This is a genomic window from Nocardia sp. NPDC046473 (assembly GCF_040645995.1).
Classification (GTDB): domain Bacteria; phylum Actinomycetota; class Actinomycetes; order Mycobacteriales; family Mycobacteriaceae; genus Nocardia.
Genome location: NZ_JBEYZJ010000005.1, coordinates 75,318 through 91,703 on the forward strand (window position 1 = coordinate 75,318; position 16,386 = coordinate 91,703).

At 68.1% G+C, this 16,386-nt stretch carries 16 protein-coding genes; 2 read left to right on the forward strand and 14 right to left on the reverse strand.

Annotation, left to right across the window (positions count from 1 at the left end; all coding sequences use genetic code 11):
* Positions 1 to 8: 8 nt before the first annotated feature.
* The 14 genes from ABZ942_RS18205 to ABZ942_RS18270 form a co-directional block, all read right to left on the reverse strand.
* Positions 9 to 770 (reverse strand): SDR family oxidoreductase, encoded by a 762-nt coding sequence (locus tag ABZ942_RS18205; protein ID WP_357383346.1) that lies wholly within the window; start codon positions 768 to 770, stop codon positions 9 to 11.
* The gene (gene acpS, locus ABZ942_RS18210; RefSeq protein WP_357383348.1) at positions 767 to 1,222 is read right to left on the reverse strand and encodes a holo-ACP synthase; all 456 of its coding nucleotides are present in this window, start codon (positions 1,220 to 1,222) and stop codon (positions 767 to 769) included. Before acpS ends, ABZ942_RS18205 begins: the two co-directional genes overlap by 4 nt.
* A complete protein-coding gene (locus ABZ942_RS18215) occupies positions 1,219 to 2,583 on the reverse strand; it encodes a radical SAM protein (RefSeq protein WP_357383350.1) in 1,365 nt (454 codons plus the stop codon). The genes acpS and ABZ942_RS18215 overlap by 4 nt, the downstream gene beginning before the upstream one ends.
* A 17-nt stretch (positions 2,584 to 2,600) precedes the next feature.
* Positions 2,601 to 3,902, reverse strand: coding sequence for a beta-ketoacyl-[acyl-carrier-protein] synthase family protein (locus ABZ942_RS18220; RefSeq protein ID WP_357383352.1), 1,302 nt, complete (start codon positions 3,900 to 3,902; stop codon positions 2,601 to 2,603).
* Entirely contained in the window at positions 3,899 to 4,387 is a 489-nt protein-coding gene (locus ABZ942_RS18225; RefSeq protein WP_357383354.1) for a hypothetical protein, read from the reverse strand. Before ABZ942_RS18225 ends, ABZ942_RS18220 begins: the two co-directional genes overlap by 4 nt.
* Positions 4,387 to 5,703 (reverse strand): beta-ketoacyl synthase N-terminal-like domain-containing protein, encoded by a 1,317-nt coding sequence (locus ABZ942_RS18230; RefSeq protein ID WP_357383356.1) that lies wholly within the window; start codon positions 5,701 to 5,703, stop codon positions 4,387 to 4,389. The genes ABZ942_RS18225 and ABZ942_RS18230 overlap by 1 nt, the downstream gene beginning before the upstream one ends.
* Entirely contained in the window at positions 5,696 to 7,024 is a 1,329-nt protein-coding gene (locus ABZ942_RS18235) for a beta-ketoacyl-[acyl-carrier-protein] synthase family protein (protein WP_357383358.1), read from the reverse strand. Before ABZ942_RS18235 ends, ABZ942_RS18230 begins: the two co-directional genes overlap by 8 nt.
* 3 nt (positions 7,025 to 7,027) lie before the next feature.
* Positions 7,028 to 7,684, reverse strand: coding sequence for an acyl carrier protein (locus ABZ942_RS18240; protein WP_357384545.1), 657 nt, complete (start codon positions 7,682 to 7,684; stop codon positions 7,028 to 7,030).
* Between the two features lie 64 nt (positions 7,685 to 7,748).
* Complete coding sequence (locus ABZ942_RS18245) at positions 7,749 to 9,116, reverse strand: aspartate aminotransferase family protein (RefSeq protein WP_357383360.1); 1,368 nt, start codon at positions 9,114 to 9,116, stop codon at positions 7,749 to 7,751.
* A 129-nt stretch (positions 9,117 to 9,245) separates the two neighbouring features.
* Positions 9,246 to 10,022, reverse strand: coding sequence for a class I SAM-dependent methyltransferase (locus tag ABZ942_RS18250; RefSeq protein ID WP_357383362.1), 777 nt, complete (start codon positions 10,020 to 10,022; stop codon positions 9,246 to 9,248).
* Positions 10,023 to 10,028: 6 nt separating this feature from the next.
* A complete protein-coding gene (locus tag ABZ942_RS18255; protein ID WP_357383364.1) occupies positions 10,029 to 10,649 on the reverse strand; it encodes an SRPBCC family protein in 621 nt (206 codons plus the stop codon).
* Positions 10,646 to 11,692, reverse strand: coding sequence for an NAD(P)/FAD-dependent oxidoreductase (locus ABZ942_RS18260; RefSeq protein WP_357383366.1), 1,047 nt, complete (start codon positions 11,690 to 11,692; stop codon positions 10,646 to 10,648). The genes ABZ942_RS18255 and ABZ942_RS18260 overlap by 4 nt, the downstream gene beginning before the upstream one ends.
* Positions 11,680 to 13,005, reverse strand: a complete 1,326-nt coding sequence (locus ABZ942_RS18265) for an FAD-dependent oxidoreductase (protein ID WP_357383368.1) — start codon at positions 13,003 to 13,005, stop codon at positions 11,680 to 11,682. The genes ABZ942_RS18260 and ABZ942_RS18265 overlap by 13 nt, the downstream gene beginning before the upstream one ends.
* Before the next feature lie 12 nt (positions 13,006 to 13,017).
* Positions 13,018 to 14,031, reverse strand: a complete 1,014-nt coding sequence (locus ABZ942_RS18270) for a ScbA/BarX family gamma-butyrolactone biosynthesis protein (protein ID WP_357383370.1) — start codon at positions 14,029 to 14,031, stop codon at positions 13,018 to 13,020.
* Positions 14,032 to 14,168: 137 nt separating this feature from the next.
* Between ABZ942_RS18270 and ABZ942_RS18275 the strand changes: the two genes are divergently transcribed.
* Together ABZ942_RS18275 and ABZ942_RS18280 are read left to right on the forward strand one after the other, a co-directional pair.
* Complete coding sequence (locus tag ABZ942_RS18275) at positions 14,169 to 15,128, forward strand: ACP S-malonyltransferase (protein WP_357383372.1); 960 nt, start codon at positions 14,169 to 14,171, stop codon at positions 15,126 to 15,128.
* Complete coding sequence (locus ABZ942_RS18280; RefSeq protein WP_357383374.1) at positions 15,125 to 16,384, forward strand: wax ester/triacylglycerol synthase domain-containing protein; 1,260 nt, start codon at positions 15,125 to 15,127, stop codon at positions 16,382 to 16,384. The genes ABZ942_RS18275 and ABZ942_RS18280 overlap by 4 nt, the downstream gene beginning before the upstream one ends.
* Positions 16,385 to 16,386 lie beyond the last annotated feature (2 nt).

Consider the following 16,386-nt stretch of genomic DNA (forward strand, 5'->3'; position numbering starts at 1 on the left):
GGGTACTCCTATCCCACTCCGCCGACCAGGATGGCCTGCCCATTGAGGTATGTGCTTTCTCGTAGGCCGAGAAAGACGGCGATGGCGGCGACGTCGTCCGGCGCGATCGGCCGCGGCATCGCGGCGCGCCGGGCGAGATAGCCGGCGACCGCCTGGATATCGACGTCGAAGCCGCCGAAATACTCCCGGCTGACGCCGCTGTCGGCCAGCGTGGGACAGATGGCGTTGACACAGATGCCACGCCGGCCGACCTCCTGGGCGACACTGCGGGTGAAGCCGATCACCGCCGCCTTCGCGGTCGCGTACGCGACTTCGTCGGCGCCGCCGGTCAAGCCGAGGGCCGACGCGACATTGACGATCCGGCCGCTGCGCCGCGGCAGCATCCGGCGCACCGCCTGCCTGCTGCAATAGAAGACGGTATCGAGGTTGACCCGGAGCATCCGGTGCCAGTCGGCGTCGTTGTGGAAGACCAACGGCGAGCGCAGTGCACCGCCCGCATTGTTGATCAGGATGTCGATTCGGCCGAATGTCTTGTCGGCGTGTTCGAACAGTCGCGTCACGTCGGCGGGGTCGGTCAGATCGGCGACGCACGCGGTAATCGGCACGGCGGCAATGGCTTCGATCGCTTTCACCGTCGCCTGCAGGCGGGTCTCGTCGACATCGGTCAGCAGCAGCGACGCACCCTCCTCGGCGTATCGGGTGGCGATGGCGGTCCCGAACGCGCCTGCGGCACCGGTCACCAGCGCGACGCTGTCACCGAGCCGGTTCATCCGCGCACCGCCTCGGTCGCGAGCAAGACGTAGGCGACGGCGTAGTCGCCGTCGTGGCTCAATGACAGTGCGCCACCGCTGATGCCGAGCCGCCGCGCGAGCGTCACCAGACGGTTGTGCAGGAGCAGCCGCGGTGCTCCGGTCGACCGGCAGACCTCGATATCGCGCAGCCGCCGCAGCGCCGGTGGCAGTCCGAGGCCGACCTGAAAGGCCTTCAAGGTGGCTTCCTTGGCGCTGAATCGCGCGGCGAAATGCGGTGCCGGATCATGGAATCCGGCGCAGTAGGAGATCTCGGCCGGTTGGAACACCTCCTCGGCGAACGCGTCGCCGGCGGCGAGTAGTGCCCGCACTCGACCGACCGCCGCGATATCGACACCGACGGTCATCGCCGTCGCACCCGAGATCGCAGGCAGCAGCAGCGATGTCGCGGCGAGCCTCGTCGCGGCGGTCACGACCGGCGCTCCGAGTCCCCCGGGGTACCGGAGCCACCCGCGCCGACGGCCGATCCATAGTGTCGCTCGACGGCGCGCCGGTAGGCCAGGTTGAGGCCGATGACGGCTCGCTTCTTGGCTGCGGACTGCGGGCCGGGCAGTGGCTGTTCGGAGGTGTAGCGGCGTAGTCGTTGCCGGGTCACCGCGCGGGAATACGTACTGGTGTAAAGGTATTCGAGGCCGTCCTCGAGCTGTCCGACGGTCATCGATACCGGCGCCACCGACGCACGCAGGTGCGAGGGCCCGGCCGGGCCTGGATCGATCATGCGGCCTTCGCGCCGATGTTCCTCGTACAGCGGAACTCCCGGGCCGCTGCCGAGCGGGTTGAAATGAGCGATCTCTATTTCGTTCTCGACGACGAACTCCAAGGTCCGTTCGAAAACATCCGGCGTATCGCCCGCGAAACCGAAGACGAACGAGCCGATCACGCCGATGCCCGCGTCGTGCAGACGGGCGATGTGCGCACGGTAGTCGATGGGACGGCTCCAGCCCTTGTCCGAGGAGATCAGGTTCTCCGGGCGCACAGATTCCAGGCCGATGAACACGAGCATGCAGCCTGCCCGCCCGGCTGCCTCCGCCAGCGACGCCCGCTGGGCGATGGTGATCGTCGCCTGACTGCCCCACAGCACCCGCAGCGGTTCCAGCTCGGCGAACAGTGTCCGCGCGTAGCGCGGGTTGCCCACGATGTTGATATCCGAGAACTGGACGAAATCGCCGGTGCGCGCGTCGATCTGGGCGAGCACCTGATCGATCGGGCGGGTGCGGAAGGCCTCGTGGTGATAGCGGGTCTCGATGCAGAAGTTGCACGAGAACGGGCACCCCCTGGTGGCCTCGACCGGGAAGACGTAGTCGTGCGGCGGCAGGTGCTCGGGACCGTACTGTGGCAGCGACGACAGGTCGACGGGACCGCCGAGATAGCGCGGACGCAGGCCGGCGTGGCTCGCGTCGGCGAGTACCTGCGGCCACACCTGCTCGACCTCACCGCGGATGATCGCGGCGGCCCCGATCCGCTCGGCCTCGGGGTCGTAGCTGGGGAAATACCCATCGACAACGACCGGAGTCGCCAGGTCGGCGAAACCGCGGACCAATTCGCCGGTCCGGCGCTCGCCGAAGAACTTCGAGGTGACGGCAACCAGGTCGACATCGGCGAAGTCGGCGAAATCGGTGATGGGCGTGGCGTTCTCGTCGATCACCGTGACCTGGTGCTCGACCGAGGTCATGGCCGCGCGATAGGCGAGGTTGACCGGGACCGGATTGAGCATGCGGTTGCCGTAGATCACGCTCTTGTCCCTGACATCGGGGTTCACGAGTAGCACGTGCATGTGCGCCGATCCCATCCTCAGACTGGTGTCATCGCGTCGTCGGCGGCGCGGCGCACCACCAGGCTGCCGTTCTGCCCACCGAGGCCGAACGAGTTGGTCAGTGCGGCCGCTACCGACAGCTGCCGTGCCTTGCCGGGCACGTAGTCGAGATCGCATTCGGCATCGCGGTGGCGGTAGTTGACGGTCGGCGGCACGGTGCCGGTGCGCACGCTCAGCACGGTGCTGATGAATTCCACGGCGCCGCAGGCGGCGATGAGATGGCCGGTCATCGACTTGTTCGCGGTGATCGCGAGTTGCGCTGCCGCACTGCCGAAGACGTGTTTGATCGCGGTGGTCTCCACCCGATCGTTGAGGATGGTGGCGGTGCCGTGCGCGTTGACCAGCCCGACCTGTGCCGGGGACACGTGCGCATCGGCCATCGCCGCACGCATTGCCAGCGCGGCGCCCGCGCCGGCCGGGTGCGGCTCGGTAAACCTATGTGCGTCAAGGGATCTGCCGAATCCAGCGACCTCCGCGTACCACGGCGCCGACCGGCGGCGGGCGTGTGTCTCGGTCTCCAGCACCACCATGCCTGCCCCCTCGCCGACCACGAAGCCCGTTCGGGTCGCGTCGAACGGACGCCCGGTTCGGCCGGGCAGATTGTCGGTGGACGGTGCGCCGAGCGCGACCAGGCCTGCCATGCCGAGCGGGTTGATCATGGAATCCATTGCGCCGCACAGCACGACGTCGAGGCCGCCGCGCCGGAGCAGCCGGAACGCGGTGCCGATGGCGTGTGCGCCCGCGGCACAGGCTGACGTGATCACCGTGGTCGGTCCGCGCACGCCGAGATGTCCGGCCAGCAGTCCGATCACCAAGTCCTGCGGGTCGCGGATCAGCGACACCGGATCGATCGTGGCCTCGTCGGCCAGCGGGGCGGGCAGGCGGAAACGGCCGTCGGTGTCGAGATGCCTGGCGATGTCGGCCATTCCGACGATGCCGAGCCCCGCGCCGATCACCAAGCCGACTCGATCGGCCGACCACGCCGTGATCGGCTCGCCTGCCCGGGTGAGGCCGCTGTCGGCCAGTGCCATGGCGCAGGCCGCGAGTGCGAAGCGGGCCTGCCGGTCGGCGCGCAGCTCCGGGGGAAAGGGGCCGTCCCAGTAGTCGTGCACGTCGAATTCGGCGACCTCGGCGGCGATCCTGGTGGGGAGCGCGGACGCGTCGAACAGCGTGATCGGCGCCTCGCCCGAGGTGCCCGCGACCAGGTTGTCCCAGAATCGGCGGCGGCCGAGCCCGATCGGGGTCACCGCGCCGAGCCCGGTTACGACCACGCGGTTCACCGGGGCACCGGCCCGGTCGGCACGGCCCGGATCCGGTCGAGCGACCAGCCGGAGTAGTAGCGGAACCGGTTTTCCTCGGCCGCGACCTCGGCCGGGTCATTGATATCCTGCAGGACGTAGTTCAGCCGGGCAACGCGTGCGATGGGCGTTGTTTCGTCGTATGCCGCGCAACTGAGCTGCGCCCAGCGCTTGCTGAGGCCGAGCATTCTGGCCTCGACCCGCAGTGCCCGGCCCGGCGGGAGCTCGCCGACGATCTCGGCCCGATCGATGAGGCACAGGAACGCCGAGACGGTGAAGTCGGTGCTCAGATGCACCAGCCAGCCTGCCACCTGGGCCATCGACTCGAGCAGCAGCGAACCGCTCAGCAGCCTGCGACCCGCGTAGCCCGCAGCCAAATGGTCCTCGGTGAGCGAGACATGTTTCACCGCGACCATGGACTCACCCTTGGTCGCATCCAGCACCCGGTCGTAGAGCAGGAATCGCATCAGGTCCCCTTCGCCTCGAACGCGCCGAACACGACGCATTCGCTCTGTCCTTGGAACCCGGCGGCGAGGCACGCCACGGCATGGCCGGTGTCGATCCGGCGCGGACCGGCATGCACGAGGCTCAGGCCCGAATCAGGTTCGGGATGAAGAAGATTGACGATCGGCGGGACATAGTGTTCGGCCAGGCCGCACACCGCGAAGACACTGTGCAGCGGCAGCGCGGCCGCCAGCAGATGGCCGGTGGCGCCCTTGGCGGACGTCACGAGGACATCGGCGGCGCGATTGCCGAGTACGGCGCTGATCGCGGCCGCTTCGACGGCATCGCCGGTCGGCAATCCCGGCCCGTCGGCGTAGACGCAGCCGAGCCGGTCCGGGGTCAGCGCGGCGTCGTCGAGCGCCGCGGCGAGCGACTGTTCGATGGTCTGGCGCGGCGGGTGCGGCTCCGGCCCGGGCGGAATGCCCACTGCGGCACCGTGACCGAGTACCTCGGCGAGAATGTGCGCACCTCGGGCCCTGGCGTGCGGAAGCGTCTCGAGCACCAGCACGGCAGCGCCCTCGCCGGGCACCGTTCCGGTGCGGTCCCGATCGAACGGCCGGCACGAGCCGGCCGCCGGATCGGTGGTCTGCGCGACGATGCCGAGGTAGAGCATGCGTTGCAGTGCGGACAGATTCAGCCGCGGGCTGACCCCGCCTGCGAGCATGACCTCGGCATCGCCCTCCTGCAGCATGCGCAGTGCGGCACCGATGGCCTGCCCGCCCGCCTCACCGAACGGGCTGAACGACGCGTTCGGCCCGTGCAGGCCGTACTGCATGGCGATCTGACAGAGCGTGGCGTTGTTGAGCATCACGATCGAGACCATGGGGGAGATGGCGCGCCACCCGGTGCGGCAGAATTGGTCGATGTCGAAGCCGCTCGGATCGTGCAGTGAGCGCCGTGCGGCCAGTTCCAGATCGGCGATGTCGTAGTCGATCATGGTGACACCGAGCGTGATTCCGGTCGCGTCGGCGTTCATGTTGCCCGGGTGTATCTTCGCCGATGTCATGGCCTGTCCGGTTGCCGCGAAGGCCATGTGCGTGTGCAGCCGCATGGCCCGCGCGCCCTTACGGTCGGTGATCCAATCTCGTGGCTCGATACCGTGTACCCGGCCCGCGGCCCGCGGCCGGTCGACCTCGTCGCGCAGCGCGATGGCTTCGGCGAGGCCGTGCAGCGGGGCGACGCCGGATTCGCCGCGCAGCAGCGCATGCCATTGCGTCCGCGGATCATTGCCGAGCGCGGACACCGCGCCGACACCGGTCACCACCACACGTTCACCCATGACCGTTACCGTCCGCCGGGCCGGGCCAGCGGCGCAGCACGATGCTCGCGTTCTGGCCGCCGAAGCCGAACGAGTTGCTCATCGCGACTCGAACCTGCTGCGCACGAGCCGTATTCGGCACATAGTCCAGATCGCAGTCCGGGTCCGGGTATTCGTAGTTGATGGTGGGGGGAATCAGGCCGGTGCGAAGCACGTACAGGCAGGTGACGCATTCGATCGCGCCGGCGGCGGCGATCGTGTGACCGATCATCGACTTCTGCGAGCTGATCGGTATCGATGTCGCCCGGTCCCCGAAAACCTTGTGCACGGCCCGTGTTTCGGCGCGATCGTTGATCAGCGTCGAGGTGCCGTGGGCGCTGATGTAGTCGATGTCCTCGGCAAGCAGCCCGCCGTCGATGAGCGCACCGGACATCGCCAGCACGGCGCCCTCGCCGTGCGGCGGACTGTCGGTGATGCGGTAGGCGTCGCAGGACGCGCCGTAGCCGACCACCTCGGCGAGCGGTTCGCGGCCGCGCCGGAGCGCGTGCGCTAACTCCTCGAGCACGACGAAGGCAGCGCCCTCGCCCATCACGAAGCCGCATCGCCTGCGGTCGAACGGACGACTCGCCGCGGCAGGCCGGTCGTTGAACCGGGTGGCCAAGGCGGTGAGCAGGTCGAACGATGAGATACCGAGGAAGCTGAGCAGCGAATCGCAGCCACCGGCCAGCACCACGTCGGCGTCGCCCTCCCGGATCCAGAGGGTGGCCTCGCCGATCGCCTGGGTGCCCGAAGCACAGGTCGCCGAGACCGTCATGGTCGGCCCCGCCGCACCGCAGGCATTGGCCAGCGCCGCCGCGCTGGCATTCTTGCGCATGCTGTGGCGTTGCGCGGCGAGCAGGCCGACGAACTCCTGGCCGGGCTCCGCCGTACCGGTGGCGAGTTGCTTGCTGCGGATCAGCCCGTCCAGTGCGCCGATGTCGTACATCTGGCCGGAGGTGCCGACGCACACCCCGAACCGCTCTGCGGGCGTATCGCTCAGCCCGGCACAGTGATTCGCGGCCGTGCCGGCCGCGAGGCCGAGTTGCACCGCGCGCGGTGCCGTGCTCGACAGGTCCTCGACGCCCGCCAGATATCCCGCCGACGTCGCCGCGGCGAGAAACCCGTCATCGACCTCGCCGGCCACCTGTGAGCCGAGTCCGGATGCGTCGAATCGTGAGGTGGTGCGCACGCCGGAGCGACCGTCGACGAGGCCGCGGAAGGTCGTCTCGGCATCCCAGCCGAGCGGCGTCACCATCTCCGCCGCCGTGATGACCACCCGTCGTTGCCGCGCCGCGCCGCACACCGGTCACTCCGCGACAGCGTTGACCGGCGCGGGCTCGCCCGCCTGGGCGGTCGCGGCCTCGGCTGCGGCGGCCTGCGCCCGGCTCTGCTCGAGCAGCCGCGCCACCTCGTCCAGATCCCGGATCTCCTCGAACCAGAGCTGGTTCAGCTCGTCGCCGGGGGTCGCGGTGAGTTCGGTTGCGCACCTGTCACATTCGGCATGGAACTCGCCATCCTCGTTGCGCAGGAAGGTGCGGCCGCCGCCGCACAGCGGGCACTGCTCCGGGATGGTGTCGAGCAGGCGCTGGCACAGGCCACCCCAGGTGTGCACCGTCCAGAGCGCGGCAACATCCTCGACGCGCATTCCCGGCTCGACCTTGCTCAGATCGACCCCGAGCAGTCGCTCGCGCACCAGGTAGGCGCCGAGCGGAGTCAGCCTGCGGAGGGTGTCGACCGCCGCTCCGGCGCCGAACACGTCCTCGGCCTGTTCGTTCAGGTCGTCGCGTGGCACGGAGATCGGCAGGAACTGCTCGAGCCGGAACGTGATGTCCAGGAAGTCGATTGATTCCGCGCCGAGCTCCGGAATCAGCAACTTGTCCGACGTCACGTCGTCGAGTTCGACGGCGAGCGCCAAAGCGACCGCGCTGCGTACGATGTCGTCGAGTTCCTCCGAACTCAGCATGGATCCCACGGCGTTCCTCCTCGGATCGGTGTATGTGGTGGTTTTCGCACTGCGGTACTGGGTTTCAGCTCTTGGCCGTGAGCCGGGAGTACCTGGCAAGTACGCCGTCGAGGCGTCGATAGAGCTCGTCGACCTCGTCGGCCGTGATGGTCAGCGGCGGGACGATGCCGATCGTGCCGCCGAGGCCCTCCGCACCCTGACTGCCGATGATCAGTCCGCTCAGCGCGAGCCGGTCCTCGATCACCTGCCATTGCTGTTGCGGGATGGGCTCTTTGGTGTTCCGGTCCCGGACGAGCTCGATGCCCATCAGCAGTCCCGCGCCGCGAATGTCGCCGACGATCGGGTACTCGCGCAGGCTCGCGAATTTGTCGAACAGGTACTTGCCGGTCTGGCGCACCTGATCGACGATGCCGTCGCGCTCCATGATGTCGAGGGTGGCCAGCGCCGAGGCGCAGCACAGCGGGTTGCCGTTGGTTGTGCTGCCGGTCGCGATGAAACCGTCGACAGTGGAAAGGAATTCGCGGTATATCGCGTCGTGAACAACGACGGCGCCGAACGGTAGGTAGCCGCTGTTGATCCCCTTGGACAGCGCCATGAAATCCGGTCGCACCCCGAAGTAGTCGGCGCCGAACCATTCGCCGAGCCTGCCGAATCCGGTGATCACCTCGTCGTAGGCCAGCAGCAGGTCGTTGCTGTCGCAGATGTCGCGCAGTCGCTCGTGGTATTCGCGGGTCGGCACGATGGCGCCGCCGACCCCGAGCGCCGGTTCGACGAGCACCCCGGCGATGTTCGCCGCCCCGAGCCGATCCACCATCGTCTCGACGGCGTCGGCGCAGGCCAGGTTACACGTTCCGGCGCAACCGGATTCGCATCGGTACGCGTAGGGCGACGGCGCGTGGTGGAAGCCCGGCACCAACGGCTCGAACTGTTGGCGGAACCGGCGGAACGCGGAACCGGTTGCGCTCAACGCGCCGTAGGTAACCCCGTGGTAGGCCCGGTCCAGGGCGATCACGCCGAGCTTGCCGGTGTCCGCACCGAAGCGGAGCCGTTGATATTGGCGCATCATCTTGATGATGGTTTCGTTGGCCTCGGATCCGGTGGACGCGTAGAACACGGTGTTCATGCCGTCGGGAGTCACCGTGGCCAGGCGGCGTGCGTACTCGTCGGCGGCCTGATGAGTCGCGCGCTCGATGGGAAAGTACAGCAACGTGCCCGCCTGCTCGCGGATGGCCTCGATGATGTCGGGGTGGGCTCCGCCGAGGCTCAAATTGCACAGTCCGCCGAATGCGTTGAGGTATCTGTTGCCTTCGGTGTCCACCACCCAAACGCCGTCGGCCGAGGCGATACTGATGCCGCGCCTGCGGAAGCCGCGCATATTGGTGAATCCGTGCCAGAATGTCGAATCGGTCTCCGCCGCAATCTGATTCGGCATGACACTCCTCGCGTCGCCACTTCGAGAGCCGGCCGGAGTGGAAGATGTTCCGCAGGAACCGGTCTCGTCTGAAAACGACGATATCCTTGGGTACGGGCCTGTTTCCTCGACCGAATGGTCACACCTGGCTCAACAGTTGATGGAGGGCGGCGCGGCGCTCCGCTGAGTATCGAGGGCGGCGACCGGGGCGGCGGACAACGTCGCGAGGTCCCAGCCGGCGCGGCGGCAGATGAGACCCGCCTCGATGGCCTCGGCCGCGATGGTCCGCATATCCAGGGCCCACCATTGCACCGTGCTCACCGACTCGCGCACCGTTCGCCCGTCCTCGCGTACCCGGCAGATCGTGGTCAGTTCGATCCGCCCCGGAATGGCGGCAGGGCGCGAGCCGAGCCAGATCTCGTGCTGTCGCACACCGAATCTCGTGACACCGACCCGAATCGGCCGGACCGTTCGGGTCGAGGGAAACGGCGCGGCGTCGACCACCGCGTGGCAGCCGGGGGCGAGCCGGTCGACGAGCAATCGCCACAGCCTCCGCCGATCCTCGGGCGTCAGATAGCCGAGCACGCCGCACGCGACCACGCCGCCGAGCTGGTCGGGCAGGACCGTGTTTTCGAGAGTGCCGGCCTCGATGGTCACCCGCCGCGCCAGCGCCGGACTGGCCTGCACCCGGCTGGCGAGTGCGGCACGCATCGCTGGTGAGGGTTCTATCGCGATGATCGGAACGTCGGTCAGGGCGGCGCCGATGATCTCCACGACAAGTCCGGTGCCCGCACCGATATCCACGATCGGTGCATTCGTTTGTGCGGCAGCGGTCAACGCCGTCGCCAACGCGGTGGCGCGCGGCTTCCAGTACGGGCGACCGGCGATATCGTAGAACTCCGCCGCCGCACCGTAGCTGTCGGCCACGGCGGATCACCGCCCGCCGACGGGCATCGTGCGCGCCCGCATGCGATGTTCGAGGATCTGTTGCATATTGCGAAGTTCCAGCACATCGCAGGCGTGGAAGAGCGGCCAGAACGACCCGGGCCAGACCCGGCCGCGACGGGGGGACAGGTGTGGGTACGGATTCTTGGCGTAGTACGGATGACGCCAGATCGTCCACGACACCAGCGCGCCACTGCGGCGTTGTACCCGGCGAGCGGACAGGACCCGGCCGCAGAACACCATCCACAGGTCATCGCCCTGATCGAACGCGGACTCGTAATCGACGGTGCCGACCTCGCGATTGCCGCTGATGCGCAGGTGGATCTTGGTTTCCGGCTCGGTCGCGTCCACGCCGACATATTGTCCGTCCGCGCCTTCGGGCCGGAAATCGCGCATGCTGTAGGTGAATTCCGCGACGCTACGGATATCCAGCAGATAGTCGTAGAGCACTTCGGGCGGACAGTCGACGTGCTGATGCACCGTATACACCTCGCTGTCGCCGCCGCGCAGCTGCTTGGTCAGCGCGAGCAGCTGGTTGGTCGCCGCGGCGCGCGAGACCGTTTCGCACCGGAAGAGTCCGGGAATATCGGCCAGATCCGTAGCTGTCATGGGCGCTCCCTGGGCGAGGTGGGTTCACATCGGATCATGAGGTCGCCGAACACCCTGGCGCGCTGCTGCTCCGCGTCGACCCGGGGCATGCGGCGTCGCGCGAATCGGGTGAGGGCGATGTCTATGTGCGCGGTGTCGACGCGAACCAGTTCGTCGTCGAGCACTGCCGCCGACTCCATGGCGAGCGACGCGCCGATACCTGTGCTCGGCACGAGTCCGGCGGCGGCGTCGCCGAGTAGCACGATTCGGCCCCGAATCCACTGGGGGACGGTGACTTCCATCAGGTCGAGGCATTCGACGCGGTCGGCGTCGGGCAGGGTGCGCAGGATCCAGCACTCGTCGCCCGGCGGCGACTGCCTGGTCGTCAGTGCGGGGGCTGCGCTGTCGAACGCGTCGGCGACCGCTACGAAGCAGGCGACCCGATCCTGGGTCGGATACGCGGACATGATCCGCCGCAGCCCCCACATCTCATGCAGTTCGCCGGGTGGGGTGATACCGCGGCGGGCCCACCACCACCAGATGCGCCAGCCGAACCGATGTTCGGCGGTGTCCAGCTCTGCCTGCCTGCGCGTGCGGGAGCGAAGACCGTCCGCGCCGACGACCAGGTCGAAATCGCGCTCCCTGCCGTCGTCGAATCGGACCCGCACGGTCGAGCCGATCTGGCGCATCCGGTCGACCTCGGTGTCCAGATCGACCGGTGTTCCGCCGTTCGCCGACTCGAGAACGGCGAGCAGCTCCGCGCGTAGGGCCGCGCGGGGCAGCCCGTTGCGCGCGTCGAGGCGCTCGAGGTCGAAGGTGCGCAGGATCGCGCCGTCACGATCGTGTACGACGTAGCGTCGCAACGGTGCGCTCATGTCGATGAAGGAATTCCACAGGCCGAGGCCGTGCAGGACTCGACTGCCCGTCGGCCACACCGTGATCGCGTATCCGACCCGGCCGTAGCTGCTGATCGTGTCGATGACGGTGGGGCGCAGCCCGCGTTGGCGCAGCCGCGCCGCGAGGGTGAGCCCGGCGATCCCGCCGCCGACGATCAGGATTCGCACCGAGTGGCTCCCTGTGGCACCGGTGCCGAAAGCAGTGCCGCGGCAGCGGTTTCGCCGGAGCGGCAGCAGGCCTCGATCGAGCCGCCGAGGAGATAGTCGCCCGCCAGGGCGATACTGGCGAGCGGCGCGGCCGCCGTGTTCAGCGCGTCGAGGAAGTCGCCGTAGTGCGGGAGATAGCCGCAGTAGGCTTGCGGCCAATGTCTCACTGCCACAGCAGTTCTCGGTTGTCGCACCACCCCGAGATGGGTGTGCAATTGTGTTTCGGTGTCGGTGACCAGGTCGAGCACGTCCGCTTCCGTGGGATCGATCAGCCGGCCGTGTATTCCCGAAAAGGTATAGCGCACAACGTTTCGCGTCTCCTTGCCGTAGCTACCCGCGTTGCTGCACGGTTGGTCGTCCAGCGCGATTGCGCGGACATCGGCGGCGAAGACGTCGTGCGTGTACCGCACCACCGCGACCGTGGCCGGGAAATAGCGCACCGAATGCACAAGGTCGGCCAGCGCTTTCGACAGCGGTGCGAGCAGCGGGGCCGCCGCGTAGGCGGGCGTACAGACGGCGACGGCGTCGTAACGGGCCTGTCGCGACCGGCCGCCCGGGTCGACGAGGTCGAGGGCGACGCCTCCGTTGACCTGGCTGATGCCGGTAACCGCAGTGCGGTAACGGATCTCGACGAGCTCCGCGGCTCGGCCGAGCAGTGCCGACAGCCCGACGGTCGGCTGGTCGAACGTGTCGATCAGCATTCCCATATTGGTGGCGAAGTTGCCGTAATACGCCTCGTCCGGCTCGGCACCGTTCATCCGGACCGTGATCGGGCGCAGGAAGTTGGTGGTGGTGCGCCTGCCGAAATGCTCGGACAGTGGCCGATCGTCGCGGCGGCCGAGCTTCCTGGCGAGATCGGAGCCGAGGAACCGGGCCGTGTCCGCGGACTTCACCTTCCTGGCGATGCTGTCGAGTTTGGCCAAGTCCCGCCAATTACACATCCGCAGAATGCCGTTCATCGTCTCGGCACGGTTGTCGCTGTCGAGGCTGACGAGCCGGCCCGCCACGACCCGGGACGTATTGATGCCGAACGGTTCATATCCGGTGCCGCCGAGCAGGTCGAGCATGGCCCGGAAGCGGGAGTAGGCGCGCCCGATGTTCTTGCCGCCGAGCAGCACTTCGCGATCGCCGAGTTCGGCCAGGCCGAGGCGGCCACCGATCCGATCCTCGCGTTCCAGTATCTCGACCGCGCAGCCTGCGCGGTGCAGCGCCAGTGCGGCGGCGATACCGGAAACTCCGGCCCCGACCACCGCGACGCGTTCCGGTGTCGTCACGTGGTTCTCCCGTCAGCCCGAACCGGATTCGTCGAGTACGTCGAGAGTGATCGCGCCTAGTGACTCGCCTGCCTGCTCGAAGGCGACGCGGACGCGATGTCGCCTGCTCGGACCCGGCTCACCGGAATCGGCGATGGCGGCCTGGCAGTCGGTGCGCAGATCGGGTTCACAGAAGTTGCCGAAATCGACGTCACAGCCGACGATCAGTGCCCGGCGCGGGTCGGTGTTCCGGTGTTCGGCCAGCGTCGCCAGGCAGGCCTGCCTGGCCGCCTCCAGCATCAACATGCCGGGGACGTGATCCATCGGATGGTCGAAGAACACCGGATGCGTCGGGTCGAAGGTGAGCAGGAAGGCCATGCTGCCGGCCCCGGTCGCAATGCCGTTGGTGAGCAGGATATTTCGCGGGTGGTGTCGGCCGACCTGGTGCGGGGCGAGCAAGGCAGCCGGGTCGATCGGACGCGCGGGCTCCGGGGCGCGTTTCAGGGTCTTGTTCCGCGCCCGTTCGCGGATGTATTCGTAGTAGTGCTGCGGCAACGGCAGCCATCGCCCGCCGGCCCGGCCGCACTCGTGGCCGTCGACGATGATGGTCACCGGGTGCTGCGCCAGTCGCTCGGATGTGCGCGCATTGACGATGATCAGCACGCGGGCCGGGTCCGGTCCGGTGTGCAACCACTCGGGTGCGAAGACATCGATTCGCATATCGCGGAAGACCAGGAACTGGTTGTCCGGCACATTGACGAACTGGTGGGCGACATACTCGGTCACCTGCCGGGTGACCTCCATGATGGCGATGGTGTCCAGGTAGTCCGGATTGCCGCCGTCGTTGAACAGCATGTGACTGCGGGGGAGCATGGCCGCGACGGCCCATTCGCGTTTGCCGATGACCGCCGAGTCGGTGAGGAACACCTCGTTGATCGCAGCACGGTGCACCAGGGCACGTGGCACAGTCTGCTCGAAGCGCAACTCGGCCAGGGCTTTTCGGTCGCCGTCCGGCGAAGGGCGGGTAGTCACTGCGGTTTCGTCCACGGTTGCCTCTCCCGGGCCTCGTGTTTCGAGCTACCGCGAGCGTATCGACGCGACCAGCGCGGATCATCGTGCGTTCGGTGAAGTGATCTCAACGTCTGACCGAATACCGGTGCCGCAGCGGGCGATACGCTCATGCTGTGCTCGAGAGCGACGACAGGGTAGCGGTACCGGCCCGGTCCGGCGAGCCGACCGGATGTGCGTTGATCTTCCCGGGTCAAGGCGCGCAGCGACCCGCCATGGGTTATCGATGGCGAGACACACCGCAGTGGCGGATCGTCTGCGACGTATCCGAATGGACCGGGTATGACATCGCCGAGCTGGTGCTGCGCACCGGCGAACAGCGCTTGCGGAGTACCGATTCGGCGCAGCTGTCGATCTTCACGATGTCGCTGATGGCGCTGGACTACCTGATCGAGCATCGGCTGGTCGACGGGGTACTCGCGTGTGCGGGGCACAGCCTGGGGGAGTACACGGCGCTGGTGGCGGCGGGTGCGCTGACGCCGCAGGCCGGTGCGCGGCTGGTCGCGGCGCGCGGCGCGGCGATGCGGACGGCCACCCGGCAGCGGCGCGGCACGATGGCCGCGATCCTCGGCGCGAGCAGTGACATCGTCGAACAGCTCACCGCCGCAGTGCGTTCCGGTGGGGCGCAGGTCTGGGTCGCCAACGTGAACGGGCCGCGGCAGGTTGTCGTGTCCGGCACCGTCGACGGGGTTGATGCGGTCGCCGAACAAGCAAGGAAATCCCGGCTGAAGGTCGTACGGATCCCCGTCGACGGTGCATTTCACACTCCACTCATGGCAGCCGCGGCACCGCTGCTGCGCCAGGCTTTGGCCACGGTCGAATTCCGGTCCACCGACATCGAGGTGGTCGCGAATGTCGATGCGGGGCTGTTCACCGCCGCGCGGTGGCGAGACCTGGCCGAGCGGCAACTGACCGCGCCAGTGCGGTGGACCGATGTCATCGGCAGGCTGACTCGACTCGGTTGTGCGCGGCTGATCGAGGTGGGACCGAGCCGGGTGCTCGCGAAATCCATCGGCCGGGGCGAGTCGGTACCGACGGTGCGGTACTTCGGCTATCCGGGGGAGCTCGGCTCGTGAGGCGCCGGAATCGGTTGAGCGAGTTGGATTGCCTCCATCTGCGCCTCGACAGCATCGGGCACCCGATGCACTGGGTGCTCGGCCTGCGGCTCGAACCGGGTGATCCGATCACCGTCGAGCAGTTGCGGGCCCGGGTGGGCGATCGGGCCCGCGAGCACGAGATGTATGGGTGGTGCCTGCCGGATCGCCTGCGTCGGCGACCGAGATTCCTTGGTGCGGAGGTGGATCCGCGGCAACGGGTGCACCGGTCCGCGGTGGCGGACCGGGACGGGTTGTTGCGTGCGATCGAGGGGCTCCTGGCGACTCCGATGACGCGAACCGCGCCACTGTGGGACATCACCCTGGTCGACGAGGCGGACCGTGCGGGTCAGACGGTGTTGCTTCGCGTGCACCATTGCCTGAGCGACGGCCTGGCCGCCCCTGGCTTTGCTGCGCTGATCGTCGATACCGTCGATGCGACGGACTACGACAGGTTCGTTACCGCGCAACGGTTTCCGTTCACCAGGGCGCTCACCTGGCGGACCTGCACCGAGGTCCCCCGCCAGTATCGCGCCGCGCGCTCGGTGCGCCGGGGCGGGCGGATGCAGCCCTTCCCGCCGCGAGACTGCGTCCGCCAGGTAGCCACGTTCTCGATTCCGGTGCGGCGGTTGCGGCAGCACGCGGCGAATGCCGCCGGGTCGAGCACCGAGTATCTCTTGGCGACCGCCGCCGAAGCGTATCGGCAGGTGGCGCAGCATGTTTCGGGCAGCGGTCTGCGAATCATGGTGCCGGTCACCTTCGACCAGGAACTGCGCCACACCGGCAACGCCACCGGAGCGGCGTTCCTCGATGTCGAAATGTCGGGTACGCGGATAGCCGATCGGGTCAAGGCGGTGCGGGAAGGGCTGGCCGCCATCGACCCGGTGGATCAGGCCCGCGCGCTGGCCTCGGCCGGTGTCGATCTGCAGTATCTGCCGTGGCGGGCGCAGACCCGTCTGATGGCGCGGATGGTGCGCGACACCTGTCAGCTCAGCGTGAGCATCACCCCGGGATTTACCCTGCGGCACAACGTATTCGGACGCGCGGTGACCGCCATGCTGCCACTGTCGCCGCTGATGGCCGACGAGCTCATGGTCACCGCGGTGATCATGCGCGACCAGCTGAGCGTAGGTCTGGTTGCCGATCCGCGGGTATTGCCGTGCGCCCTCGAAGAATTCGCCGATTACCTGCACGACCTACTACTGGATGGGGCCGAGCTGCCGGTGGCCTCGAACTAGCC